The 18,739-nt window shown below is 68.3% G+C and carries 22 protein-coding genes; 8 read left to right on the plus strand and 14 right to left on the minus strand.

Going from position 1 to position 18,739, the window contains the following annotated elements; all coding sequences use genetic code 11:
• Positions 1 to 363: 363 nt before the first annotated feature.
• The 6 genes from flgI to flgB form a co-directional block, all read right to left on the minus strand.
• A complete protein-coding gene (gene flgI / locus J7U37_RS03570) occupies positions 364 to 1,470 on the minus strand; it encodes a flagellar basal body P-ring protein FlgI (RefSeq protein ID WP_056484894.1) in 1,107 nt (368 codons plus the stop codon).
• On the minus strand, positions 1,470 to 1,853 hold the full coding sequence (gene flgA / locus J7U37_RS03575) for a flagellar basal body P-ring formation chaperone FlgA (protein ID WP_244477012.1): 384 nt from the start codon (positions 1,851 to 1,853) through the stop codon (positions 1,470 to 1,472). The genes flgI and flgA overlap by 1 nt, the downstream gene beginning before the upstream one ends.
• Positions 1,854 to 2,061: 208 nt before the next feature.
• Entirely contained in the window at positions 2,062 to 2,850 is a 789-nt protein-coding gene (gene flgG / locus J7U37_RS03580) for a flagellar basal-body rod protein FlgG (protein WP_247634833.1), read from the minus strand.
• Between the two features lie 94 nt (positions 2,851 to 2,944).
• On the minus strand, positions 2,945 to 3,289 hold the full coding sequence (locus tag J7U37_RS03585) for a flagellar hook-basal body complex protein FliE (protein WP_056484898.1): 345 nt from the start codon (positions 3,287 to 3,289) through the stop codon (positions 2,945 to 2,947).
• A 9-nt stretch (positions 3,290 to 3,298) separates the two neighbouring features.
• The gene (gene flgC, locus J7U37_RS03590; RefSeq protein WP_056181398.1) at positions 3,299 to 3,715 is read right to left on the minus strand and encodes a flagellar basal body rod protein FlgC; all 417 of its coding nucleotides are present in this window, start codon (positions 3,713 to 3,715) and stop codon (positions 3,299 to 3,301) included.
• On the minus strand, positions 3,715 to 4,101 hold the full coding sequence (flgB, locus tag J7U37_RS03595; protein WP_056181401.1) for a flagellar basal body rod protein FlgB: 387 nt from the start codon (positions 4,099 to 4,101) through the stop codon (positions 3,715 to 3,717). The genes flgC and flgB overlap by 1 nt, the downstream gene beginning before the upstream one ends.
• A gap of 928 nt (positions 4,102 to 5,029) precedes the next feature.
• Between flgB and J7U37_RS03600 the strand changes: the two genes are divergently transcribed.
• The 4 genes from J7U37_RS03600 (at position 5,030) to J7U37_RS03615 (ending at position 10,124) form a co-directional block, all read left to right on the plus strand.
• Positions 5,030 to 5,896, plus strand: coding sequence for a carbohydrate-binding domain-containing protein (locus J7U37_RS03600; protein ID WP_247634834.1), 867 nt, complete (start codon positions 5,030 to 5,032; stop codon positions 5,894 to 5,896).
• A gap of 404 nt (positions 5,897 to 6,300) precedes the next feature.
• Positions 6,301 to 6,573: a BrnT family toxin gene (locus J7U37_RS03605; protein WP_247634835.1), complete on the plus strand. Its 273-nt coding sequence runs from the start codon at positions 6,301 to 6,303 to the stop codon at positions 6,571 to 6,573.
• Positions 6,533 to 6,853, plus strand: a complete 321-nt coding sequence (locus J7U37_RS03610; RefSeq protein ID WP_082504027.1) for a BrnA antitoxin family protein — start codon at positions 6,533 to 6,535, stop codon at positions 6,851 to 6,853. The genes J7U37_RS03605 and J7U37_RS03610 overlap by 41 nt, the downstream gene beginning before the upstream one ends.
• A gap of 526 nt (positions 6,854 to 7,379) precedes the next feature.
• Complete coding sequence (locus J7U37_RS03615) at positions 7,380 to 10,124, plus strand: heparinase II/III family protein (protein WP_247634836.1); 2,745 nt, start codon at positions 7,380 to 7,382, stop codon at positions 10,122 to 10,124.
• A gap of 10 nt (positions 10,125 to 10,134) precedes the next feature.
• On the opposite strand, the gene J7U37_RS03620 is transcribed toward J7U37_RS03615, so the two are convergent.
• The 6 genes from J7U37_RS03620 to flhA form a co-directional block, all read right to left on the minus strand.
• Positions 10,135 to 10,581, minus strand: coding sequence for a hypothetical protein (locus J7U37_RS03620; protein WP_247634837.1), 447 nt, complete (start codon positions 10,579 to 10,581; stop codon positions 10,135 to 10,137).
• A gap of 15 nt (positions 10,582 to 10,596) precedes the next feature.
• Positions 10,597 to 10,926: a hypothetical protein gene (locus tag J7U37_RS03625; RefSeq protein WP_056181418.1), complete on the minus strand. Its 330-nt coding sequence runs from the start codon at positions 10,924 to 10,926 to the stop codon at positions 10,597 to 10,599.
• A 6-nt stretch (positions 10,927 to 10,932) separates the two neighbouring features.
• A complete protein-coding gene (locus tag J7U37_RS03630) occupies positions 10,933 to 11,409 on the minus strand; it encodes a rod-binding protein (protein WP_247634838.1) in 477 nt (158 codons plus the stop codon).
• 84 nt (positions 11,410 to 11,493) lie between these two features.
• Complete coding sequence (locus tag J7U37_RS03635; RefSeq protein ID WP_247634839.1) at positions 11,494 to 11,895, minus strand: hypothetical protein; 402 nt, start codon at positions 11,893 to 11,895, stop codon at positions 11,494 to 11,496.
• Between the two features lie 4 nt (positions 11,896 to 11,899).
• On the minus strand, positions 11,900 to 12,673 hold the full coding sequence (gene fliR, locus J7U37_RS03640; protein ID WP_244476965.1) for a flagellar biosynthesis protein FliR: 774 nt from the start codon (positions 12,671 to 12,673) through the stop codon (positions 11,900 to 11,902).
• Positions 12,670 to 14,751, minus strand: a complete 2,082-nt coding sequence (gene flhA / locus J7U37_RS03645; RefSeq protein WP_056181430.1) for a flagellar biosynthesis protein FlhA — start codon at positions 14,749 to 14,751, stop codon at positions 12,670 to 12,672. Before flhA ends, fliR begins: the two co-directional genes overlap by 4 nt.
• A 369-nt stretch (positions 14,752 to 15,120) precedes the next feature.
• On the opposite strand from flhA, the gene J7U37_RS03650 reads away from it, so the two are divergent.
• The 4 genes from J7U37_RS03650 to J7U37_RS03665 are packed head-to-tail and all read left to right on the plus strand — an operon-like array spanning position 15,121 to position 17,989.
• Positions 15,121 to 15,393 (plus strand): hypothetical protein, encoded by a 273-nt coding sequence (locus tag J7U37_RS03650; protein ID WP_247634840.1) that lies wholly within the window; start codon positions 15,121 to 15,123, stop codon positions 15,391 to 15,393.
• Between the two features lie 51 nt (positions 15,394 to 15,444).
• Positions 15,445 to 16,194, plus strand: coding sequence for an allophanate hydrolase subunit 1 (locus J7U37_RS03655; RefSeq protein ID WP_247634841.1), 750 nt, complete (start codon positions 15,445 to 15,447; stop codon positions 16,192 to 16,194).
• On the plus strand, positions 16,194 to 17,204 hold the full coding sequence (locus J7U37_RS03660; protein ID WP_247634842.1) for a biotin-dependent carboxyltransferase family protein: 1,011 nt from the start codon (positions 16,194 to 16,196) through the stop codon (positions 17,202 to 17,204). Before J7U37_RS03655 ends, J7U37_RS03660 begins: the two co-directional genes overlap by 1 nt.
• A 26-nt stretch (positions 17,205 to 17,230) precedes the next feature.
• Positions 17,231 to 17,989 (plus strand): 5-oxoprolinase subunit PxpA, encoded by a 759-nt coding sequence (locus J7U37_RS03665; protein WP_056181440.1) that lies wholly within the window; start codon positions 17,231 to 17,233, stop codon positions 17,987 to 17,989.
• Here J7U37_RS03665 and J7U37_RS03670 read toward each other — a convergent pair.
• Together J7U37_RS03670 and flgD are read right to left on the minus strand one after the other, a co-directional pair.
• The gene (locus J7U37_RS03670) at positions 17,986 to 18,252 is read right to left on the minus strand and encodes a flagellar biosynthetic protein FliQ (protein WP_056181443.1); all 267 of its coding nucleotides are present in this window, start codon (positions 18,250 to 18,252) and stop codon (positions 17,986 to 17,988) included. The two genes, J7U37_RS03665 and J7U37_RS03670, sit on opposite strands and share 4 nt — an antisense overlap.
• Before the next feature lie 59 nt (positions 18,253 to 18,311).
• Positions 18,312 to 18,731, minus strand: a complete 420-nt coding sequence (gene flgD, locus J7U37_RS03675; RefSeq protein ID WP_056181446.1) for a flagellar hook assembly protein FlgD — start codon at positions 18,729 to 18,731, stop codon at positions 18,312 to 18,314.
• Positions 18,732 to 18,739 lie beyond the last annotated feature (8 nt).

An 18,739-nucleotide genomic window follows, 5' to 3' on the forward strand; every position in this document is an offset into this window, starting at 1 on the left:
CCTGGGCGGACTCGATGGGCTTCGACGGCTCGGCGGGTTTGGCGCCCTCGGCCTTCGGGTCGATCGCCCCGGTCGTCTCGATGATCCGGGTGTCGACGATCCGGGTGTCGACCGGCTTGATCGCGACAGAAGGCTTCGGCTGCGCCGGCTTGAACGGGCCGGGGTTCAGGCCCGAGATGGCGGGCTTGGCGCCCTCCAGCGCCCGGGCCGGGCCGAGCCCGAACGAGGCGAGCGCCAGGGCGCCGAGGCACACGAGCAGGCGCAGGGCCATCGGGACCAATCCGCCGGGTGGTCCCATCGGGGTCCGGGCCGGCACCACGAGCCGGGCCGGCTCGCCCGCCGGCGACAGGGCGTTGTCGGCGCTCATTGCACCACCAGCTCCGCCTGGAGGGCTCCGGAGGTCTTCACCGCCTGGAGGATCGAGATGATGTCGCTGGGCTTGAGCCCGACATTGTTGAGCCCGCGCACCAGGGTCTGGAGATCCGAGCCGCCGATGATCGCCATCCGGCCCGGCTGCTCGTTGACCGCCACCTCGGTGCGCGGCACCACGGCGGTCTGTCCGTTGGAGAAGGGGGCGGGCTGCGAGACCTCGGGCGCCTCGGTGACCCGCACGGTGAGGTTGCCGTGGGTCACCGCCACCGTGGAGATCTGGACGTTGCGGCCGATCACCACCGTGCCGGTGCGCTGGTCGACGACGACGCGGGCCGGGGTGTCGGGATTGACGGTGAGGTCGCCGATCTCGGCCACGAAGCGGGTCTGGGCGATGTTGCTCGGGCGCTGCAGGGCGATGGCGCGCTGGTCGCGCGGCGCGGCCACCCGGCGGTGGAAGCGGGCGAGCGCGTAGGCGTTGATGGCGTCGGCCACCATGGTGGCGGTCTTGAAATCGGGGTTCTTCAGCTCGAACACCAGTTCGGGCAGATCGCGAAAGGTGCCCGGCACCTCGCGCTCGATCAGGGCGCCGTTGGGGATGCGGCCGGCGGTCGGCACGCCCTGCGTCACCGTCTCGGCCTGGCCGCCGACGCTGAAGCCCGAGACCGCCAGCGGCCCCTGCGCGGCGGCGTAGGTCAGGCTGTCGCCGCCCATCAGGGGCGTCATCAACAGGGTGCCGCCCTTGAGCGAGGTGGCGTCGCCGAGCGAGGTCACGGTGACGTCGATGCGCGAGCCGGTGCCGGTGTAGGGCGGCAGGTCGGCGGTCACCATCACGGCGGCGACGTTGCGGGTGCGCAGGCGGGCGTCGCGCACGTTGATGCCCATGCGGTCGAGCATCGATTGCAGCGACTGCTCGGTGAACTGGGCGTTGCGCAGGGTGTCGCCGGTGCCCTGCAGGCCGGTGACGAGGCCGTAGCCCACGAGCTGGTTGTCGCGCACGCCCTTCAGGGTGGCGATGTCCTTGATCCGGGTCCCCGCCGCGGTGGCGGGCGCGGGCAGGACCAGGAGCATCGCCGCGATCAGCGCCAGAACGCGGCGCATCAGCGGTCCCCGGTCCGGATTCGGCCGTCGGCCATCACGGTGCCGAGCACGATGCGGTTGGTGTCGGTGTTGCGCACCCGGATGACGTCGCCGAGGCCGCCGTTCTGGAGCGGCGCGCCGACGGCGGTGATGAGCAGGCCGTGCTCCTCGAACACGATCTGGGTCGGCGTGCCCCGGCTCACGAGGCGCGGGTCGTCGACGGCGTTGACCGGCACCGGCTCGCCGGGCAGCAACATCCGCTTGGCGATGCGGCCGGTGATCGCCAGCGGCGCGTCGACCACGGCGGTGCGGGCCCGGAAGTTCTCGGGGTAGGCCTGCATCCGCAGCATCGTCTCCTTGATGGTGTCGCCGGGATAGATCGTCACCGTGGGGACCGGCAGCATCAGGTCCGCGGCCGAAGCCGAGCCGGCGAGGAGACCCAGCCCGGCGGCGAGGGCCGCGCGGCGCCCGGTGCGCTTGAGAAAACCCATGACGTGGTCGCGCCCTTGAAAGCTGGCCCGGTGGAGCGGCCGCCGGCCGCGCCGGGAGGCCGGAGCCCCCCGACGCCGCGGCGTCGGTGTGAAGGTCGGTGGTGCAGGCGCCGGAGGGCGCCTAGCGGATGCCCTTGGAGACCGTGCCGGCCATCTCGTCGGCGGCCTGGATCACCTTCGAGTTCATCTCGAAGGCGCGCTGGGCCGTGATCATGTTGGTGATCTCCTTGACGGGATCGACGTTCGAGCTTTCGAGGTAGCCCTGCTGCAGCTTGCCGAAGCTCGGATCGCCGGGCACGCCGGTGACCGGCGCGCCGGAGGCGCCGGTCTCGCGGTAGAGGCCGTTGCCCAGGGGCTCCAGGCCGGCATCGTTGGCGAAGTTGGCGAGCGTGATCTGGCCGAGGTTCTGCGGCTGCACCTGCCCGTCGACCTTGGCGAAGACCTGGCCCGACTGGTTGATCACCACGTCGACCGCCCCGTTGGGGATGAGGATCGCCGGGTCGAGGGCATAGCCCTCCAGGGTCACGATCTGGCCGGCATTGTTGCGGTTGAACGCGCCGGCGCGGGTGTAGTTGATCTCGCCGTTGGGGTTGGTGATCTGGAAGTAGCCCCGGCCGTTGACCGCGAGGTCGAGCTGGTTGGCGGTGTTGGCGAGCGGCCCCTGCCGGTGCAGGTTGCGGATGGCGGCGGTGCGCACGCCGAGGCCCAGCATGGCGCCCTCCGGCACCGGCTCCTGGCCGGCCTGGTTGGGCACGCCCTGCTGGCGCTCGGCCTGGTAGAGCAGGTCGGTGAACTCGGCCCGCGCGCCCTTGAACCCGGTGGTGTTCAGGTTGGCGATGTTGTTGGCGATGACCTCGAGGTTCATCTGCTGGGCATTCATGCCCGTGGCCGCGATGGCGAGCGCTCTCATGGGTTCACGGTTCCGTCGGGTCGGTGCGGCAGGGTTTTGAAACGATCAGATCGGCGAAAAACTCAGATCGGGAGAGCTTCAGATCGGCAGAGCCTCAGATCGGCATGCGGCTGAGTTCGAGATAAGCGGCGACCACCTTGTCCCGGACCGCGATGGCGGTCTGCAGGCTCTGCTCGGCCGACATCACCGCCTCGACCACCTGCTGCGTCGAGGCCTTGCCCTGGATGCCCGAGATGGCGGTGGCCTCGCCGGTGCGCAGCGAGGTGCGCAGGCCCCCGGCGAGCTGGGCCATGACGTCGGCGAAATCGGTGCCGGGGGCGGCCGGGGTGGTCGCCGGCATCACCGGGAAGCTGGTCCGCGCCAGGGGCAGCGCGGCCTCGGTGCGGGTGAGGCCGGCGGCCCGGTCGAAGGCGGCGAGCGAGGTGAGGGCTTCGATCATCGCGGGGGTTCAGGTCCTCAGGAGGTCGATGACGCTGGCGACCATGGCGCGAGCCTGCTTGATCACCTGCACGTTGGCTTCGAAGGAGCGGTTGGCCTCGCGGATGTCGGCCATCTCCATCAGGACGTTGACATTGGGCATCTTGACGTTGCCCTCGGCATCGGCGGCCGGGTTGCCGGGGTCGCGCTCGATGCGGAAGGGCGCGTCGTCGGTGCCGATCCTGCGCAGGGCGACGGTGGGGCCGCCGGCCGCCCGGTCCAGGGCGGAGCGGAAGGTCACGGTCTTGCGCGCATAGGGGTCTGATCCCGGGGCGTCGCCCGTGGACTGGGCGTTGGCCACGTTCTCGGCGGCGATGCGCAGGCGCAGGGACTGCGCCTCCATGCCGGCGGTGGCGAGACGGGTGGAGGCGGCGAGCGGGTCGATCATCAGCTGCCCCGGACCGCCGCCTTGAGCATCCGGTCGAAGGCCTTGACGATGCCCATGTTGAGGTTGTGCTGGCCGCTGACCTCGCCGGCCTTGAGCATCTCCTGCTCCAGGCTGACGGAGCTGCCCGTCGACAGGGCGTCCCAGGCCTCGGCGGCCGCGACCGGCTTCGTCGGGATGCGGCCCTCGCCCGTGGTGACGTGGGCGCTCTGCGTCATGGCCATGCCGGACGCGGCGGTGCGCGCCATCACCTCGGAGAACGGCACCACGTCCCGCGCCTTGTAGTCGGGCGTGTTGGCGTTGGCGACATTGCTGGCGATGGTCGCCTGCCGCACCCCGAGGTAGCGCGCCTGCTGCGAGGCCAAATCGAAAAGATAGACGCCCGTCACGGCTGGCTCCGGTCCCGATCGTTCATGACCGGAGCATTAGGGCGGCTATCTTGTCCGAGGCTGGCGGGGGTGGGCGGGCGATTTTCTCAAGGCTCAAAGCCTCGGCTGGGGCCACCCGGCCGTCAGACTCTAAGAGCCTGCGGTAGCTTCGGAAGAGAGGCCTCGCGGGCGACAGCAACCAAGCTTCGACACGGAATCGACCACTCTCTCGGAGGCGGCTGCGTTGCGCGGCTATTTCCCTTTCAGCCAAGCGGCATTGATCCACGATCGCGGCGCAACACGGAGGGAAGAAAACGCTTTCCCGCCGTCGACGTCTGAGAGACGCAGAACCTGTTCGCCGGGAGGGCATACGATCCCTCCCAAGGACCGACCGCCCTACCGGAGATCCGGCTGTTGCTGCGGAGCCAGTGAAAGCATTGCAAAACCCGTTTTCTCAGCAATCAATTTCGCGACACACTTTCCCGACAGAATCGAGCTGCTGTGTTGCGCGCACGGTCTCAAACCTGCGAGCCGCTGGGAAAACGGTCGGTTTTCTGACATTAACCCGTGGACCGTCGAAATCGGTTTGATCCGGAAGCAATAAGAAAATATTCCTATATTAACGACGTCGTGCTTGCTCAAGACAGACAAGCCTACGCACAACGATGAGAGACATAGCTAGAGCTGCGCGAGGGACACACCTTTCTCGACAAATAACCGAATGAAACCGATTGCCCATACTCCGGGCCCGCGCTTGGCGATCAACAAGTTGTTACAGAAGAGCTGGCAAATCCTCGCCTAGAAGAAGATTTTGGATTTGATAACATCGATCCTAAGTATTTTTTACTCGGTTTACCCCCGTGGATCTTTGATAAGCTCATAAAAATTTCGGATCGATGAGCCGTAGCGATAGGTTCTTCGGCCTAGCAACACTAAGGATCGCATCCCCATGGTAGACACGTTTACGTTCCGCATTTCGGAAGACCGGTTCGAGTATAAAGCTGATGCTGAGTTCATTGTAAAGATAAACGGAGTGGCATATAGCGATACGCTTACTTCTACAGCATCGCATACAGCAGGATTATACCAGGACTTTAGTTTTACGGGCGACTTCAGTAATGCCCAACAGGTTTCGGTTACATTTCTAAATGATATTTCTAACGGTATGGGTGCTGACCGGAACCTATATGTCGATAGTTTTAGCTTTAATGGTAATACCGTGAGCGGCTCAAGCGCTTCGTATACGAATGGTGCGCCGTCTTTCGGAAGCACAGGTCTTTATAAGACGTTCGATACAGCAGCGTTCAACGTCAATGGGCACGCGGGCAACACCGAAGTCGGTACGTATACGTCTGAGGGTGTGCACCGCTTCTTCAACACGAAGACCGGCGGGCATTTCTTCACGATCTCTGACGCGGAAGATGCACAGGTGCTAGCCACCCGTCCTGATCTGCGGCCCGAAGGAATTGGCTTTGGTGGATTTGCCACGGACCAAGGTGCGGCGACGGAGGAGGTATACCGCTTTTTCAACACCAAAACCGGTGGTCACTTCTTCACGACTTCGGAGGGCGAGCGTGACGAAGTGATCGCCACCAACCGTGACTACAAACTGGAAGGCGTGGGCTTCTACGACTTCGCGGTCGATCAAGGCGCTGCAGCGGAGGAAGTGTACCGCTTTTTCAACACGAAGACTGGTGGACACTTCTTCACCGCCTCTGAAGGCGAGCGCGATCAAGTGATCGCTACCAATCATGACTACAAATTTGAAGGTATTGCCTTCTACGCTCCGGAACACGCAGGTACATTTGTGGTTTAAATTCGGCACGACACCAATCAGTCGAATAAACGTCCCGCGAGCGTGACGGCAGGTATCTCGCTGCCGTCACGCTTGTGCAGGTCGGCATGGAGAGCCACGCCAGCGAGAGCGAGCTAGTCTTTGCGGAAAGCCCCGTACCGGCCCGACCGTGTTGCGTTCAGAACCAAACTTATGATTTCCAATCAGCTTTTCCTAACGGGTTTGAGCGTCAGGTTTATGGTCGTTTGATCGAACCCAAACGTATTTCCGACGGGTGCACGCAATCGCTCATCCGCCGCCCGCTAGGGCAGCTCGGTTCACGCCGGGGCAGCAAGCGACCCTTGGCGTCGTAGCCAACGAGCGGGAATATTTGCGTAACTCCAAATAATCGTTGACGCGAGAATTTATGTGGTTACACATAAGCAATGGTGGTGACCTTCCACCCCGCGAAAAGAGATGAGGCGTTGACCGAGCGCGGCCGCGATTTCGCGCTGGCATCCGAGGTGTTTGCCAGTTCCCTCGTCACCGTCCTCGACGACCGACAGGAATACGGCGAGGAACGCCTCGTCACGGTCGGCCTGCTGATCGGCCGGATGGTGGTGGTGTGCTGGACGCCGCGCGGCGAGGATCGCCATGTTTTTTCGATGAGGAAGGTCAATGACCGCGAGCAAAAGAAATACGCTTCGCTCCTCCGTTAGGGGAATTGGGGCAACCGACCTCGCCAAGGTGGACTCTCACGAGATCACCGCCGAAGAGTACGATGAGATTCCGGAGCTGACTGACGAGATGATGAGCCGGGCCGTGCCCGGCGACGGCGTCGAGTTGCTCAAGCGGGGTCGCGGCCGGCCGCCTTCCGACAGCCCTAAGCGACAGGTCACATTGCGCCTGGACGGAGATTTGGTCGAGGCGATGCGGGCGAGTGGGCCGGGTTGGCAGACCCGCGCGAACGACGCCCTGCGCAAGCGGTTCAAGGCGTAGTGGCTCGCTCTTCGCCGCGGCAAACATCCGGCTAGGACAACAGACCCGATGGCGATCATCGAAGCCGAGGCCATGTGGGAGACGCAAGGCCCAGACGAGTAGAGAAAACGACCGTTTGTTCCGCCTACCAGATGCTGATTCATTCAATGCCACAGCGGGCGGATACGCACCGGATTACGCCTGCCTTGTGATCGTACAGCCTCGCAGCTTTGATGAGTTGTGGCCCGCTGGACCCCTCACTTCACCTCAGGGCAGGTGCTTGCCTTGATCCCATCGCATCATCCCGCCCGAAACACCGCACAGCGTCACGGCGTCGGACAATCGCTTGCGCTGAAGATCTGACCCGATGGGGACGGCGATCTCTCTTGCAGGTCGGCCTGCTTGACACAGCGTGGCCCCACCCCCTCAGTGGCCCCATCGCACCGTCACCGGGGCGCCACAGAACAACAAATCGGCCCCCTCTGTTCCGCACCCCACGCCCCACTGTGCCGATGTCCCCTCCCCCCGTCTCCGTCCGGTCCGCCCCGTGAGCGAGGCGCGCGTGCCCGGCCTTAGGGTCCTGCTGCCCGACGCGGCCCGCTATGCCGGCGGGGCGAGCGTCGGGCCGGAGGAGAACGCGCACTGGGTTCCGGCCAAGAACCGCTGGTCGCGGGTGGTGCTGCCCTTCGGGGGGCTGGTGCCGGAGGCGTGGTGCTATCTCGGCTTCCGGCTCGCCTGGGCGCCGGAGGAGACCGCCGGCTCGGCCCTCGACTTCGCCCTGGTGGGGATCGACTTCCTGGCCGAGGACGGGTCGAGCCTCGATTTCGACCACGTGCCCGGCCTCGACCGGACGCTGCTCGATCCGCACGGCACCTGGATCGCCGGCCCCGCCACCCTGCCGCCGGAGACGCAGGGCGCGCGGGCCGGGCGCATCCACCTCGCCTTCCGGGTCCCGGCCCCGGCCACCCGCCTCACCGTCACCCTCCGCTCCTGGCGCAACAGCGCGCCCTTCACGGTCTCGGAGGCCAGCCTCGCCCAGGGGCCGCAGCTGGCGCCCTCGCCGGCCCTGATCCCCCGGGTGCGGAACCGGCTCGGCCCGGAGCCGGCCTGGATCGACCACGCCCTGGTGCCGGGCGGCGGCCTCGTTTTGCGCGGCCAGCTCTACACGCCGCATCCCGGCGCCCACGCCGCCCTGGCGCGCATCGTCTACCGCGACCGCCAGGGCGCGGATCTGGCGCCGCCCTATCCCGGAACGATCTCGGTGCCGGGGCTCGGGGCGCTGATCGACCTCTCCGCCCACCAGCAGGCCCGGCGCTTCACCCTGGAGCTGCAGCCCCCCGCCGGGGCGGCGCGGATCTCGGTCGGCTTCGCCACCTGGGAGGCGGACGGGCCGGCGGTGGAACTCCTCGCCCCGCCGGAGGTGGCGCTGGAGGATCGCCTGCGGCTGGAGAGCCTGGGCGCCGACGACCTTCTCGGCCCGACCGACTTTCTCGCCCGTCTGGCCGAGCGCCTGTCGCTGCCCGGCGCCGCCTTCGCGGGCTGGTGCCCGCAGCCCGAGGCGGTGGCGGCCCTGCCCCCGGTGCTCGCCCGCGCCCGCGCGATCCAGCGCGGCGAGGGCCATCGCGCCCTCGGCCTCGACCGGGCGCTGCGCCTCGCCGGCCATCCGGCCTGGACCGTGCCGGAGGCGCCGGACTGGCGCGAGGACCCGTTCCGCTCGGTGCCCTGGCGCCTCGAGTACCAGTCGCTGGCCTGGCTCGGCGCCCTCGCCGAGGCGCCCGGCGGCGGCAGTGCCGCCCTGGCGCTCGCCCTGTCCTGGTCGCGGGCCAACCCCTGGGGCGCGCCCACCGACGGCCTCGCCCTCCATCCGGCGGCGCTGGCCGCGCGGACCGAGACCTTCGTGCGGCTGCTGGCGCGGGCCGGCAAGCCCGGCGGGCCGGCCGCCCTCACGCTCACCGGCGAGGTGGTGCGCCACGGCTTCGCGCTGGCGGAGATCACCGGGCAGAACACCTTCGGTCGCTCGATCCACCAGATCCAGGCGGCGGCGACGCTGTGGCTCGTCGCCCGCGCCCTGCCGCTGCTGCCCCTCGCTGGCCACTGGCTGTCCCTGGCCCGCGCCGCCCTCGACACCGGCCTCGCCCCGCTCCTCGATGCATCGGGCCGGTTCTCCGACCCGTCGCTGCACCAGCGCCTCGAACTCCTGACCCTCCTGCGCGCCCTCGGCCTCGCCCTCGACTCCGACGACGCCGCCGAATCGGCCCTGAAGGACCGCCTCGACCGGGCCGTGGCGGCCGGCCTGCCGAGCCTCGCCGGATTGCTCGATCCGAGCGGTCGGCTGCCGCCGTTCGGGGACGCGCCGCACGGCGAGGATGCGGCCGGCTGGATCGGTCGCCTCGGCGCGGAAGCCGGACGCGCACTCGTCGCCGAACGCTGGTCGGAAACCCCGCGACCTCGACGTGACCGTTCTGGTATACCGCGCGTCGTTTCCGAGCCCGCGACGGGCCGGATCGACCCGATCGCGGGCCTGATCGCGCAGCGCCACGACGCCCCCGGCCGGGGCTGGGGCCACTTCGCCTGCACCTTCGCCAGCCAGGGCCAGGGGCCCGGCCCGGGCCATCGCGACGCCGGTTCCTTCACCTATGCCTGCGAGGGCGTGCGCTGGATCGTGGAGGCCGGCGGCTCGTCCCAGGTCGAGACCGGGGCCGCCCGCCACCACCTGCTCTCGGCCGCCGGCCACAACACGGCGACCCTTCAGCACCGCGAAACCACAGCCGGATCAACGCTTTACCTCGGGGCCGAGCGCCTCATCGGCGCCACCGTCCATCGCCTCGCCACCCAGGGGTACGGGCCGGACATCGCCCATCGCCGAGTCTTCCTGGTGCTCGACGACCTCTCCGGACTCGCGGTGCTGGACCGTTTCACCGGCCCCGGCGGTCCCCTCGCCTTCGAGGCCGCGGCCCACCTGTCGCCCGGAATCCTGGTGGCCCTGGCGGGTCCGCGCCGCGCGATGGCGCAGTCCGGCCGGCATCGCCTCTCCCTGTCTCCGGTGGCGATCACCGGGCGCAGCGCCGGCCTCACCCTCCGCAACGGCTGCAACGCCCATCCCGGCGCTCTCAGGGGCTTCGTCACGGCCGCGTCCGGCGGGCTCCAGCCGACGAGCATGCTCGGCTATGCCTTCGCGGGCGCCGGCGCGGTCTGCGGTGGCCTCGCCCTGGCGGCCGATGCCGACGCCGACCAGCGGCTCACGGCGTTGCTGGAGGAGGCCGCCTTCGGCCGCCTGCTGTCGGAGGACTGAGCGGCCGCCCCTACGAGCGGACCTCGCGCTTGGCGACGAAGTTGAACTCCTCCACCAGCACGTCCTTCACCACATCCGATCCGAGACGGAGATTGACCTGTTTACGGATCTCGGCAAGGCGCTGGGTGACGTTGTAACGGGACAGCCGTTTGAAATCGATCGCCAAGTCTGTGTAGATTTGCCGGAATGTTTCATCGATCACGAAGGCATTTGGCGGCACCGAAAGCGTATGCATCAGGCGCGCATCGGCGGTGAACACCAAGACGGCAATGATGTATCCCTGCACCTTACCGTCGACCACCATGGGAACATTGATGGGTGCTAGTTTTTGATACTGAAGTCCTTCAAGATACGGCTCGGCCTTCTTGGCGAACAGCCCGGCACCCCAGGTCACGGCGCCGTAGCAGGACAGGATGGTGAGGCCGCAGATCCACAGGCCGGTGACGAGGATGCGCATGACGGGGTGCAGGCCTCAGCGTCGGACGTGGCCGGAATAGGTGCCGTCGGATTCGGCATCGCGGAGGGTGTCCGCGACGATGCCGGAGATCTCCTCGACGGCACGCAGATGCAGTCCCACGACGTCCTGGTTGCGCTCCAGGACTCCGCGCAGGCGCAGGAGCTGATCCAACAGCGGCGGCTCGAGCTCGGCAGGATCAAGGCCGCGCGTCAGGCGTGTGAGTTCGAGCAGGCTCTGGCTCTTGCGCCGGTTCACCGCCTCCTGATCGATCGGGCGATGCGCCAGCAGCGCTTCGGTCTCGGCCGCGACGGTCGCTTCGAGGCGCTTCAGGGATGCGAGCAGCATGGTCTTTCAGATCTCGGAGGTCTTGTTGGACAAAGCATTGGAGGGGGCCGCCGCGTGCAGCGGACGGGCCGCCTCAAGCATTTTCGCGATGCCGAGGCCGCCGGCCTTGGCCACCTGCGTGCCAACCTGATCAGCCAGCATCGATTTCCAGATCCCACCGGCATTGCCCTTGCCGAAGACAGCGTTGGACTTCGACGGCATCATCGTTTCGACGAATTGGCGCAGAACGAACGCTTCGAACTGCTTGTAGGGATCGCCCGCTTTGCCGGCTCCCGAGACCGCGTTGTCGGTCTGCAGGGCGGTCAGCGTCCCGCGTGCATCGAGGGGCATGTGCACCGAGACGCCGGCCATGCGGTAGGCATCACCGAAGGCCGCAGGATCGGCTCCCGGAGCCGACAGCTTGGCGGCTGCCTCCTGCACGCGGCCCGGATCGGCGGCGCGGGCCACGTCCAGGACGATGTCGGTCGGTGGAGAGATGCTCATGGCGGGCGCCGGTCGGGTTCGAGGGGCCGATTGTTCAGGGGCTTAGACGCCGTGGCTTTCGGCAGGCTTGCGTCGTGGCGGCGATCAGTCCGGGGCGTGGCCGGCGCGGGCGACCATGAGGTCGAGTTGCTCCTGCAGAGCGTACTGCTCGCGCTCGTGGGTGCGGAGCTTCGCGAGGCATTCAGCCTGCCGCGCGGTGCGCTTTTCGGCGAGGCCTCGGGCCCGTAGTATTTCAGACAGTCGCGTCGAGGTCGCGGCGATTTCGGTCGCCTCGCTGGCGAGACCGCGCAGGCGACGGGACGCGGCGTCCAGGAACAGGCCCTGCATGGTCTCGCCGGCGAGTGTCGTCAGCAGGGCGGCCCGGTCGGCCTCGATCCCGGCGGCCTTCGCGCGGGCGTCGGCGAGATCGCGCTCGGCGAGGCTCCGCATCTGCTCCTGGACCTTGAGCAGGCGCTGGGCGCGGACGAGGCGAAGGCGGGTAGTCATGGTCTCAGCCCCGGCGCAGGTAGTCGAAGTAGCCCATCACGAACTGCATCAGGAATTCGTTGCTGATCAGGTACAGCAGCATCAGCCCCCCTGCCATGATGAACGGCGTGGCGATGAAGTAGACCGGGATCTGCGGCACGAGCTTGTTGATGAATCCGGCCGCGAGATTCACCGCCACCGCGTAGACGAGGAACGGCGCGGTGATGCGCAGGCCGAGGACGAAGGCCGTGGTCACCTGATCGACGATGCGCACCAGGGCGACCTGCGAGCCGATACCCTCGCCGGGCGGGATTCGGCCGTAGGAATCGATCAGGCCGCGAAACAGCTCCCAATGCAGGTCGGCGGCGAACAGCAGGGCGGCCGCCGCCATCATGATCATCGCCTCGACGGCCGGCACCGGGTCCATGCCCTCGGCGACGGAGCCCGGCATGCCGCCGAAGCCCACCATGGTGGCGGCGGCGTTCACCACGGTCTCGAGGACCACGTAGTAGATCCGCCCGAGGAAGCCGAGGACGAGGCCGGTCAGGCTCTCGGTGACGATCCAGCCGAAGGTCGCGCCGGGATCCTGCGCGGAGAGCTTGCCCTGGAACAGCGGCAGCAGCAGCGGAGTCAGGGCGAGCGAGACCGCGAGCGAGATCAGAAGGCGGACCTGCGCCGGAACGCGGGGGCTGGAGAAGCCCGGGACGACCAGGAGGCAGGCGCCGACGCGGCAGAAGATCAGGAACACACCCAGGAAACTCTCGGGCGCGAACAGACTCGCGGCCGACAGCACCGTCACGAGATCGTCCCGAGGGAGCGGATCTCGACGCCGCGGGCGATCTCCAGGTGCGAGAGCACGGCCAGCGTCGGATAGAGCCGCTCGATGATCATGCGCACGTAGGGGCGGGCGTCCGGCGCGGTGACAAGAGCGAAGTTGCGGGTCTCGCGCATCTGCTTGCGGATGGCTTCGGAGGCCTCGGTGCCGAACTGCTCCACCAAGCGCGGGTCGATGTCGAACTCGATGACCTCGCCCTTGCCGTCGCGCTTCAGGCTCTGGTGGAAGGAAAGGTCCCAGGCGCTCCCCAGGCGCAGCACCGCCAGAACGCCGTTCTCGGCCAGGTCGCCGCAGATCTGCTGGGCGATACGCATGCGGACATGCTCGGCGATCTGCTCGGCCCGGCGGGCATGGGGCGTGATCTCGGCCACCGCCTCCAGGATGAGGTGCAGGTTGCGGATCGACACCCGCTCGGAGAGCAGCAACTTGAGCACCGCCTGCAGGCCCGAATAGGAGATCTGCGACGGGCAGATCTCGTCGAGCAGGCGCTTGTACTCGGGGTCGAGGCGGTCGAGCAGGTTGCGCATGTCCTTGTAGGACAGCAGCGTCGGCAGGTTGTTGCGGATGACTTCGGACAGATGGGTCAGCAGCACGGACGAACCGTCGATGGGTTCGAAGCCGCCGCGCCGGACCTCGCCCGCATAGGCGTCGAGCACCCAGCGCGCCTTCATGCCGAAGGCGGGTTCCCGTACCTCGTCGCTCGGCACGTCCGGCACCGGCCCGTCGCCCACCACCACGAGCAGTTCACCGGGCCGCAGCTCCTGGGTCGCCACCACGGTGCCGTGGATCAGGATCTGGTAGGATTTCGGCGGCACAGCGAGGCTGTCGGTCAGCTTGATGTCCGGCACCACGAAGCCGTACTGGCGTGCGAACTTGCGGCGCATCTTGGCGACCCGGTGCGACAGCTCGGATTGCCCGCCCTGAATCTGAGCCGAGATCTGGCGTCCGAGGCACAGCTCGATCTCCGGGGTCTTCAGCGATTCCTTGACGGATTCGCGGACCGCGATCTGCTTCTTCTCCTCTTCATCGGCGGTCTTGGCATCGACCAGAGCCTGCTGGGCGGCGAGCCGGCGCGGAATGGCGTAGGCGGTGAAGGCCATCAGCCCGGACAGGACCATGAAGGGCAGGAACGGCAGGCCCGGCACCAGGGCGAACATCGACATCAGCGCCGAGGCGACCCACAGGGCGCGGGGATAGGCGCCGAGCTGGCCGAGCACCGCCTGCTCGGCCGTGCCGCGCGTGCCGCCCTTGGAGACCAGCAGGCCGGCGGCCAGCGAAACGATCAGGGCCGGGATCTGCGAGACGAGGCCGTCGCCGACCGAGAGCTTGGTGAAGACGTCGGCCGCCTGGCCCAGCGGCATGCCGTGACGGGTGGTGCCGATGATGATGCCGCCGAAGACGTTGACGGCGATGGTGATGAGGGAGGCGATGGCCTCGCCGCGCACGAACTTCGAGGCGCCGTCCATGGAGCCGAAGAAGGCGCTCTCCTCCTCCAGTTCGCGGCGGCGGTGCTGGGCTTCCTTGTCGTCGATGAGCCCGGCATTGAGATCGGCGTCGATCGCCATCTGCTTGCCGGGGATCGCGTCGAGCGTGAAGCGCGCGCCGACTTCCGCGATGCGGGTGGCGCCCTTGGTGATGACGAGAAAGTTCACCGTGATCAGGATCAGGAAGACCACGATGCCGATAACGAAGTCGCCGCTCATCACGAACTGTGAGAAGCCCTGGATGACGTGACCGGCCGCCGCCACGCCGTGCTGGCCGTTGGCCAGGATCAGCCGGGTGGTGGCGATGCCGAGCGCCAGCCGCAGCAGGGTGGCGATGAGGAGGACGGTCGGAAAGGCCGAGAACTCGAGCGGCTTCTTGATCCACAGCGCCACCATCAGGATCAACACCGACAGGGCGATCGAGAAGGCGAGCCCGACATCGAGCAGGATCGCCGGCACCGGCAGGAACAGGATCGCCAGGATGGCGACGATGCCCGCCGCGAAGCCGATGTCCCGCTGGGACCGGCGCTCTCCTGCAATCGTGGCGCTTGCCGCCATGGCGGATACTCAACCCCCGTGAACCGATACGGGCTTGTCGCTGAGCAAGCTTGCGCGAGGATCGCATCAGGGCTGCCACCGTCAGGAACGGGATCTGCGGCTTCCCTCAGAAAGGACGGGGCGAGGGCGGATCGTCCTGGGGAAGGCGAACGCGGTCGGATCGGACACCCCTCCGTGCAAGCGTCCGACCCATCGATCGACCGCATGGTCCCGACGGGGAGACGCATGTGGTCGAGGACAGCCTGGAGGCCGACGATTCCGTTCCGAAGACAACCTCGTGCTAAAGACGGCGCGGGCGTTGCTGAGGCTCGGGACTTCAACCCGGGCCAGGAACATCCGCGTCGCGTCTTCGAAAGTTTCCATCGACCCATGCCCAAGATCAGCTCCACGCTCCTTCTGCTCGGCGCCATCCTCTTGCCGAGCAGCGCCGTCCTCTTGCCGAGCGGCGCCCTGGCCCAAGCGACGCCGATCCGCGAGTTGTTGAAGCTCTCCTGCACGGGAGACTACCTCGAGCATTGCAGTATGCATCCGCCCGGCGGACCGGAGGTCGAGGCCTGTTTCCGAGAGAACATCCGCAAGCTCTCGCCGGATTGCGCCCAGGCGATCCGGACCTATCAGCGCCAGAAGAAATCGGGCCGGTGAAACCCGGCGTAGACACCAGGATTCTCCCCTGAAGCGGATCGGGATCACGCCGTGTCGCAGGCCGAAGCAGGAGCAGACCCCGTCCGGTTCCGCGATGCCGGCGAGACGGCCCTGGTGGTCGAGTTCGGAGCGCGGGTCGACCCGGAGCTGAATGCCCGGGTGCTCGCCCTGGACGCGGCGCTGGAGGCAGCCCGGAACGCAGATTCGATCCCCGGGCTGCGCGAGACGGTGCCGACCTATCGCTCGCTGATGATCCACTACGATCCGTTGGTGCTCGACCGCGACACCCTCCTGGCGCGGGTGACGACGTTGCTCGAACCGGCCGGCGCGGCGCCGCGCATCGGCCGCGGTTGGACGCTGCCCTGCTGCTACGACCCGGCCCTCGCGGAGGATATCGAGGCGGTCGCGGACTGGGTCGGGCGGCCGGCGGCCGAGGTGGCCGACCTGCACACCGGGGGCAGGTACCGGATTTACATGTACGGCTTCGCGCCCGGCTTCGCCTATCTCGGCGGCCTGCCGGAGGCCCTGGCGATCCCGCGCCGAAGCCATCCGCGTCCACCCCATCCCGCCAGCGCGATCCTGATCGGCGGCGGCCTCGCGGCGGTGGCGACCCTCCCGATGCCTACGGGCTGGTACGTCCTCGGCCGCACCCCCGAACGTCTCTTCTCCGAGGCCCGCCCACGGAGCTTCCTGGTCGAGCCCGGCGACACCCTGCGCTTCGAGGCGATCGACGTCGCCACCTTCGCGGCCCTCGACGCGCGGGCGGCCCGGGGCGAGATCATCGCGCGGGCGGACGGATGATGGCGGAAGCCAGGCTGCGCATCCTCGGCGCAGGCGCCGGGGTCACGCTCCAGGATGCCGGACGCCACGGCGCCCTGCGCTACGGCATCACGCCGGCCGGACCGATGGACCCGCTCGCCCACGCCACGGCCAACCGCGCCCTCGACAATCCCCTCGGCGCCACCGCCATCGAGGTCTCGCTGGGCGGGCTCTCGCTCACGGTCGCGGGAAGTCCGGTCGACATCGCCCTGGCGGGGGGCGACCTGCGCATCGACCTCGACGGACGCCCCCTCCCCGGTTCCGTCGCCCTGACCCTGCGGCCGGAGGCGCGCCTGACCCTGCGGGCGGGGCGAGCCGGAGCCTGGTGCAGCCTCGCGGTGGCGGGCGACATCGCCGTGGCGCCGGTTCTGGGCTCGACCGCGACCCACACCCGGTCGGGCCTCGGCGGCCTGCACGGCCGAGCGCTCCAGGCCGGCGACACCTTGGGGGTGACGCATCCGCGTGCGGGGATCGGCGAGCCGGCACTTCTCGCGGTCCCCTGGCTGGACCGGCCCCCTAAGGTGATCCGCGTCATCCTTGGGCCGCAGGACGACCATTTCGAGGCCGCCACCCTCGCGGCCTTCCTGGCCGGGCCCTGGCGGATCGGCCCGCGCGGCGACCGCATGGCGTGCTTTCTCGAAGGCCCCGCCCTTCCGGCCCGGACCCACGACATCGTCTCCGACGGGATCGCCATGGGGGCCATCCAGGTGCCGGGCTCGGGCGCGCCGCTGGTGCTGATGGCCGACCGCCAGCCCACGGGGGGCTATCCGAAGATCGCCACGGTGATCGGCGCCGATCTCGGCCGCCTCGCCCAGGCGCAGGCGGGCACGCGCCTGCGCTTTGCCGCCGTCGGCGTATCCGAGGCGGTGGCGGCGCGGCGGGCCGAGCGCACGGCGCTGGAGCCGGCCATCGTGCGCACGCCCCTGGTGCGCACCGAGTTCCCCTCGGAATTTCTGCTCGGCACCAACCTCATTGATGGCGTGGTGGGCTAGGATCGCCCCCGCCGAGGAGACGCCGGATGCCGACCATCGATTTGAACGCCGATCTCGGAGAGGGTTTTGGAGCCTATCGCTGCGGCGACGACGCGGCCATGCTCGACCTCGTCACCTCGGCCAATGTCGCCTGCGGGTTCCACGCGGGCGACCCCGGGATCATGGCCGAGACCTTCGCCGGGGCGCGGGCGCGCGGCGTCGCCGTGGGCGCACATCCGGGCTTTCCCGATCTCGCCGGCTTCGGGCGGCGGCCGATGCCGTTCAGCGCGTCCGAGATCGAGCGGCAGGTGGCCTACCAGATCGGCGCCGCCCAGGCGCTGGCGGCCCTGGCCGGGCATCGCCTGACCTACGTCAAGGCGCACGGAGCGCTGGCCAACCGGGCGGCGGCGGAGCGCGATGTGGCCGACGCCATCGCGCGCGCGGTCCGGGCCGTCGATCCCGCCCTCGGGCTCCTGGCCATCGCCCGCACCGCCCAGGTCGCGGCCGGCGAGGCGGCGGGCCTCTCGGTGCATGCCGAAATCTTCGCCGATCGCGGCTATACCGAGGACGGCCAGCTGATCCCGCGCGACCGGCCCGGCGCCCTGATCGCGGAGGCGGCCGTGGCGGCCGAGCGGGTGCTGGCGATGGTCCAGGCGGGCGGCCTCCTCACGGCCGACGGCACGCTGCTGCCGACGCGGATCGACTCCGTCTGCGTCCACGGCGACAGCCCGCATGCGGTGACGATGGCGCGGGCGGTCCGGGCTCGCCTGGACGAGGCCGGGATCGGGCTCGCGGCCTTCGCCTAGAACCCCGTGACGATGCGCCCGTAGGTGGCTTCGGCGAAGGTGTAGATCTGCGCGCCGATGAACGAGCTGGTGACGAGAAGCACCAGCAGGATCACCACGATCTTGGGCACGAAGGTGAGCGTCACCTCCTGGATCTGCGTCAGTGCCTGCAGCAGCGCCACCAGGATGCCGATCAGCATCGCGGCGCCGATCGCCGGGCCGGCCGCGACGATCACGGTCCAGATCGCGGCGCGCACGAGTTCGAGGGCGTCGACCTCGTTCATCCGGTGAGCGGCCTTGTCCTGAGAGTTGCTACATCGGGCCGTGTCTAACCCGAACGCCGTCAGCGCGACAGCGAGATGCCTTCGGTGAGCAGCACGTCCTGGCCGTTGGTGAGGCGGGCGAGCGCGCCCTCGCTGGTGATCTTCACCGACTGGACTTCGCCGCTGGCGCTTCCGTCGGCGGAGGTGATGGTGCGGCCGATGATCTGGTCGGCCTGCGACAGGAAGCTGGAGGAAAGCAGCGAGTCGAGCTTGGTGTTGGTCTTCGTCGCCTGCTCGACCTGCGAGAAGGTAGCCAGTTCGCTGACATAGGCCGTGGAATCCATCGGCTTGGTCGGGTCCTGGTTCTTCAGCTGCGTCATCAGCAGGGTGAGGAAGGTGTCAGCGTTCATCGAGGCGGCGATGCCCGTCGCCGACTTGGCGGCGGCGGCGGTGGTGGCCGTCTGAGATGTGGCCGGGCTGGTGACGCTGGCGACGCTCATCGGCGGGC

The organism is Methylobacterium sp. 37f (genome assembly GCF_023093475.1).
Taxonomy (GTDB): Bacteria; Pseudomonadota; Alphaproteobacteria; order Rhizobiales; family Beijerinckiaceae; genus Methylobacterium.

Excerpts from the sequence above, each read along its gene's own strand:
- flgC (WP_056181398.1), bottom strand. The coding sequence starts at position 3,715 with ATGATCGACCCGCTCGCCGCCTCCACCCGTCTCGCCACCGCCGGCATG.
- J7U37_RS03665 (WP_056181440.1), top strand. The coding sequence starts at position 17,231 with ATGCCGACCATCGATTTGAACGCCGATCTCGGAGAGGGTTTTGGAGCC.
- flgI (WP_056484894.1), bottom strand. The coding sequence starts at position 1,470 with ATGCGCCGCGTTCTGGCGCTGATCGCGGCGATGCTCCTGGTCCTGCCC.
- J7U37_RS03660 (WP_247634842.1), top strand. The coding sequence starts at position 16,194 with ATGGCGGAAGCCAGGCTGCGCATCCTCGGCGCAGGCGCCGGGGTCACG.
- J7U37_RS03650 (WP_247634840.1), top strand. The coding sequence starts at position 15,121 with ATGCCCAAGATCAGCTCCACGCTCCTTCTGCTCGGCGCCATCCTCTTG.
- J7U37_RS03600 (WP_247634834.1), top strand. The coding sequence starts at position 5,030 with ATGGTAGACACGTTTACGTTCCGCATTTCGGAAGACCGGTTCGAGTAT.
- J7U37_RS03620 (WP_247634837.1), bottom strand. The coding sequence starts at position 10,581 with ATGCGCATCCTCGTCACCGGCCTGTGGATCTGCGGCCTCACCATCCTG.
- J7U37_RS03635 (WP_247634839.1), bottom strand. The coding sequence starts at position 11,895 with ATGACTACCCGCCTTCGCCTCGTCCGCGCCCAGCGCCTGCTCAAGGTC.
- J7U37_RS03625 (WP_056181418.1), bottom strand. The coding sequence starts at position 10,926 with ATGCTGCTCGCATCCCTGAAGCGCCTCGAAGCGACCGTCGCGGCCGAG.
- J7U37_RS03670 (WP_056181443.1), bottom strand. The coding sequence starts at position 18,252 with ATGAACGAGGTCGACGCCCTCGAACTCGTGCGCGCCGCGATCTGGACC.
- flhA (WP_056181430.1), bottom strand. The coding sequence starts at position 14,751 with ATGGCGGCAAGCGCCACGATTGCAGGAGAGCGCCGGTCCCAGCGGGAC.
- J7U37_RS03610 (WP_082504027.1), top strand. The coding sequence starts at position 6,533 with ATGACCGCGAGCAAAAGAAATACGCTTCGCTCCTCCGTTAGGGGAATT.
- flgG (WP_247634833.1), bottom strand. The coding sequence starts at position 2,850 with ATGAGAGCGCTCGCCATCGCGGCCACGGGCATGAATGCCCAGCAGATG.
- J7U37_RS03605 (WP_247634835.1), top strand. The coding sequence starts at position 6,301 with ATGGTGGTGACCTTCCACCCCGCGAAAAGAGATGAGGCGTTGACCGAG.
- flgA (WP_244477012.1), bottom strand. The coding sequence starts at position 1,853 with ATGCTGCCGGTCCCCACGGTGACGATCTATCCCGGCGACACCATCAAG.
- flgD (WP_056181446.1), bottom strand. The coding sequence starts at position 18,731 with ATGAGCGTCGCCAGCGTCACCAGCCCGGCCACATCTCAGACGGCCACC.
- J7U37_RS03630 (WP_247634838.1), bottom strand. The coding sequence starts at position 11,409 with ATGAGCATCTCTCCACCGACCGACATCGTCCTGGACGTGGCCCGCGCC.
- J7U37_RS03585 (WP_056484898.1), bottom strand. The coding sequence starts at position 3,289 with ATGATCGAAGCCCTCACCTCGCTCGCCGCCTTCGACCGGGCCGCCGGC.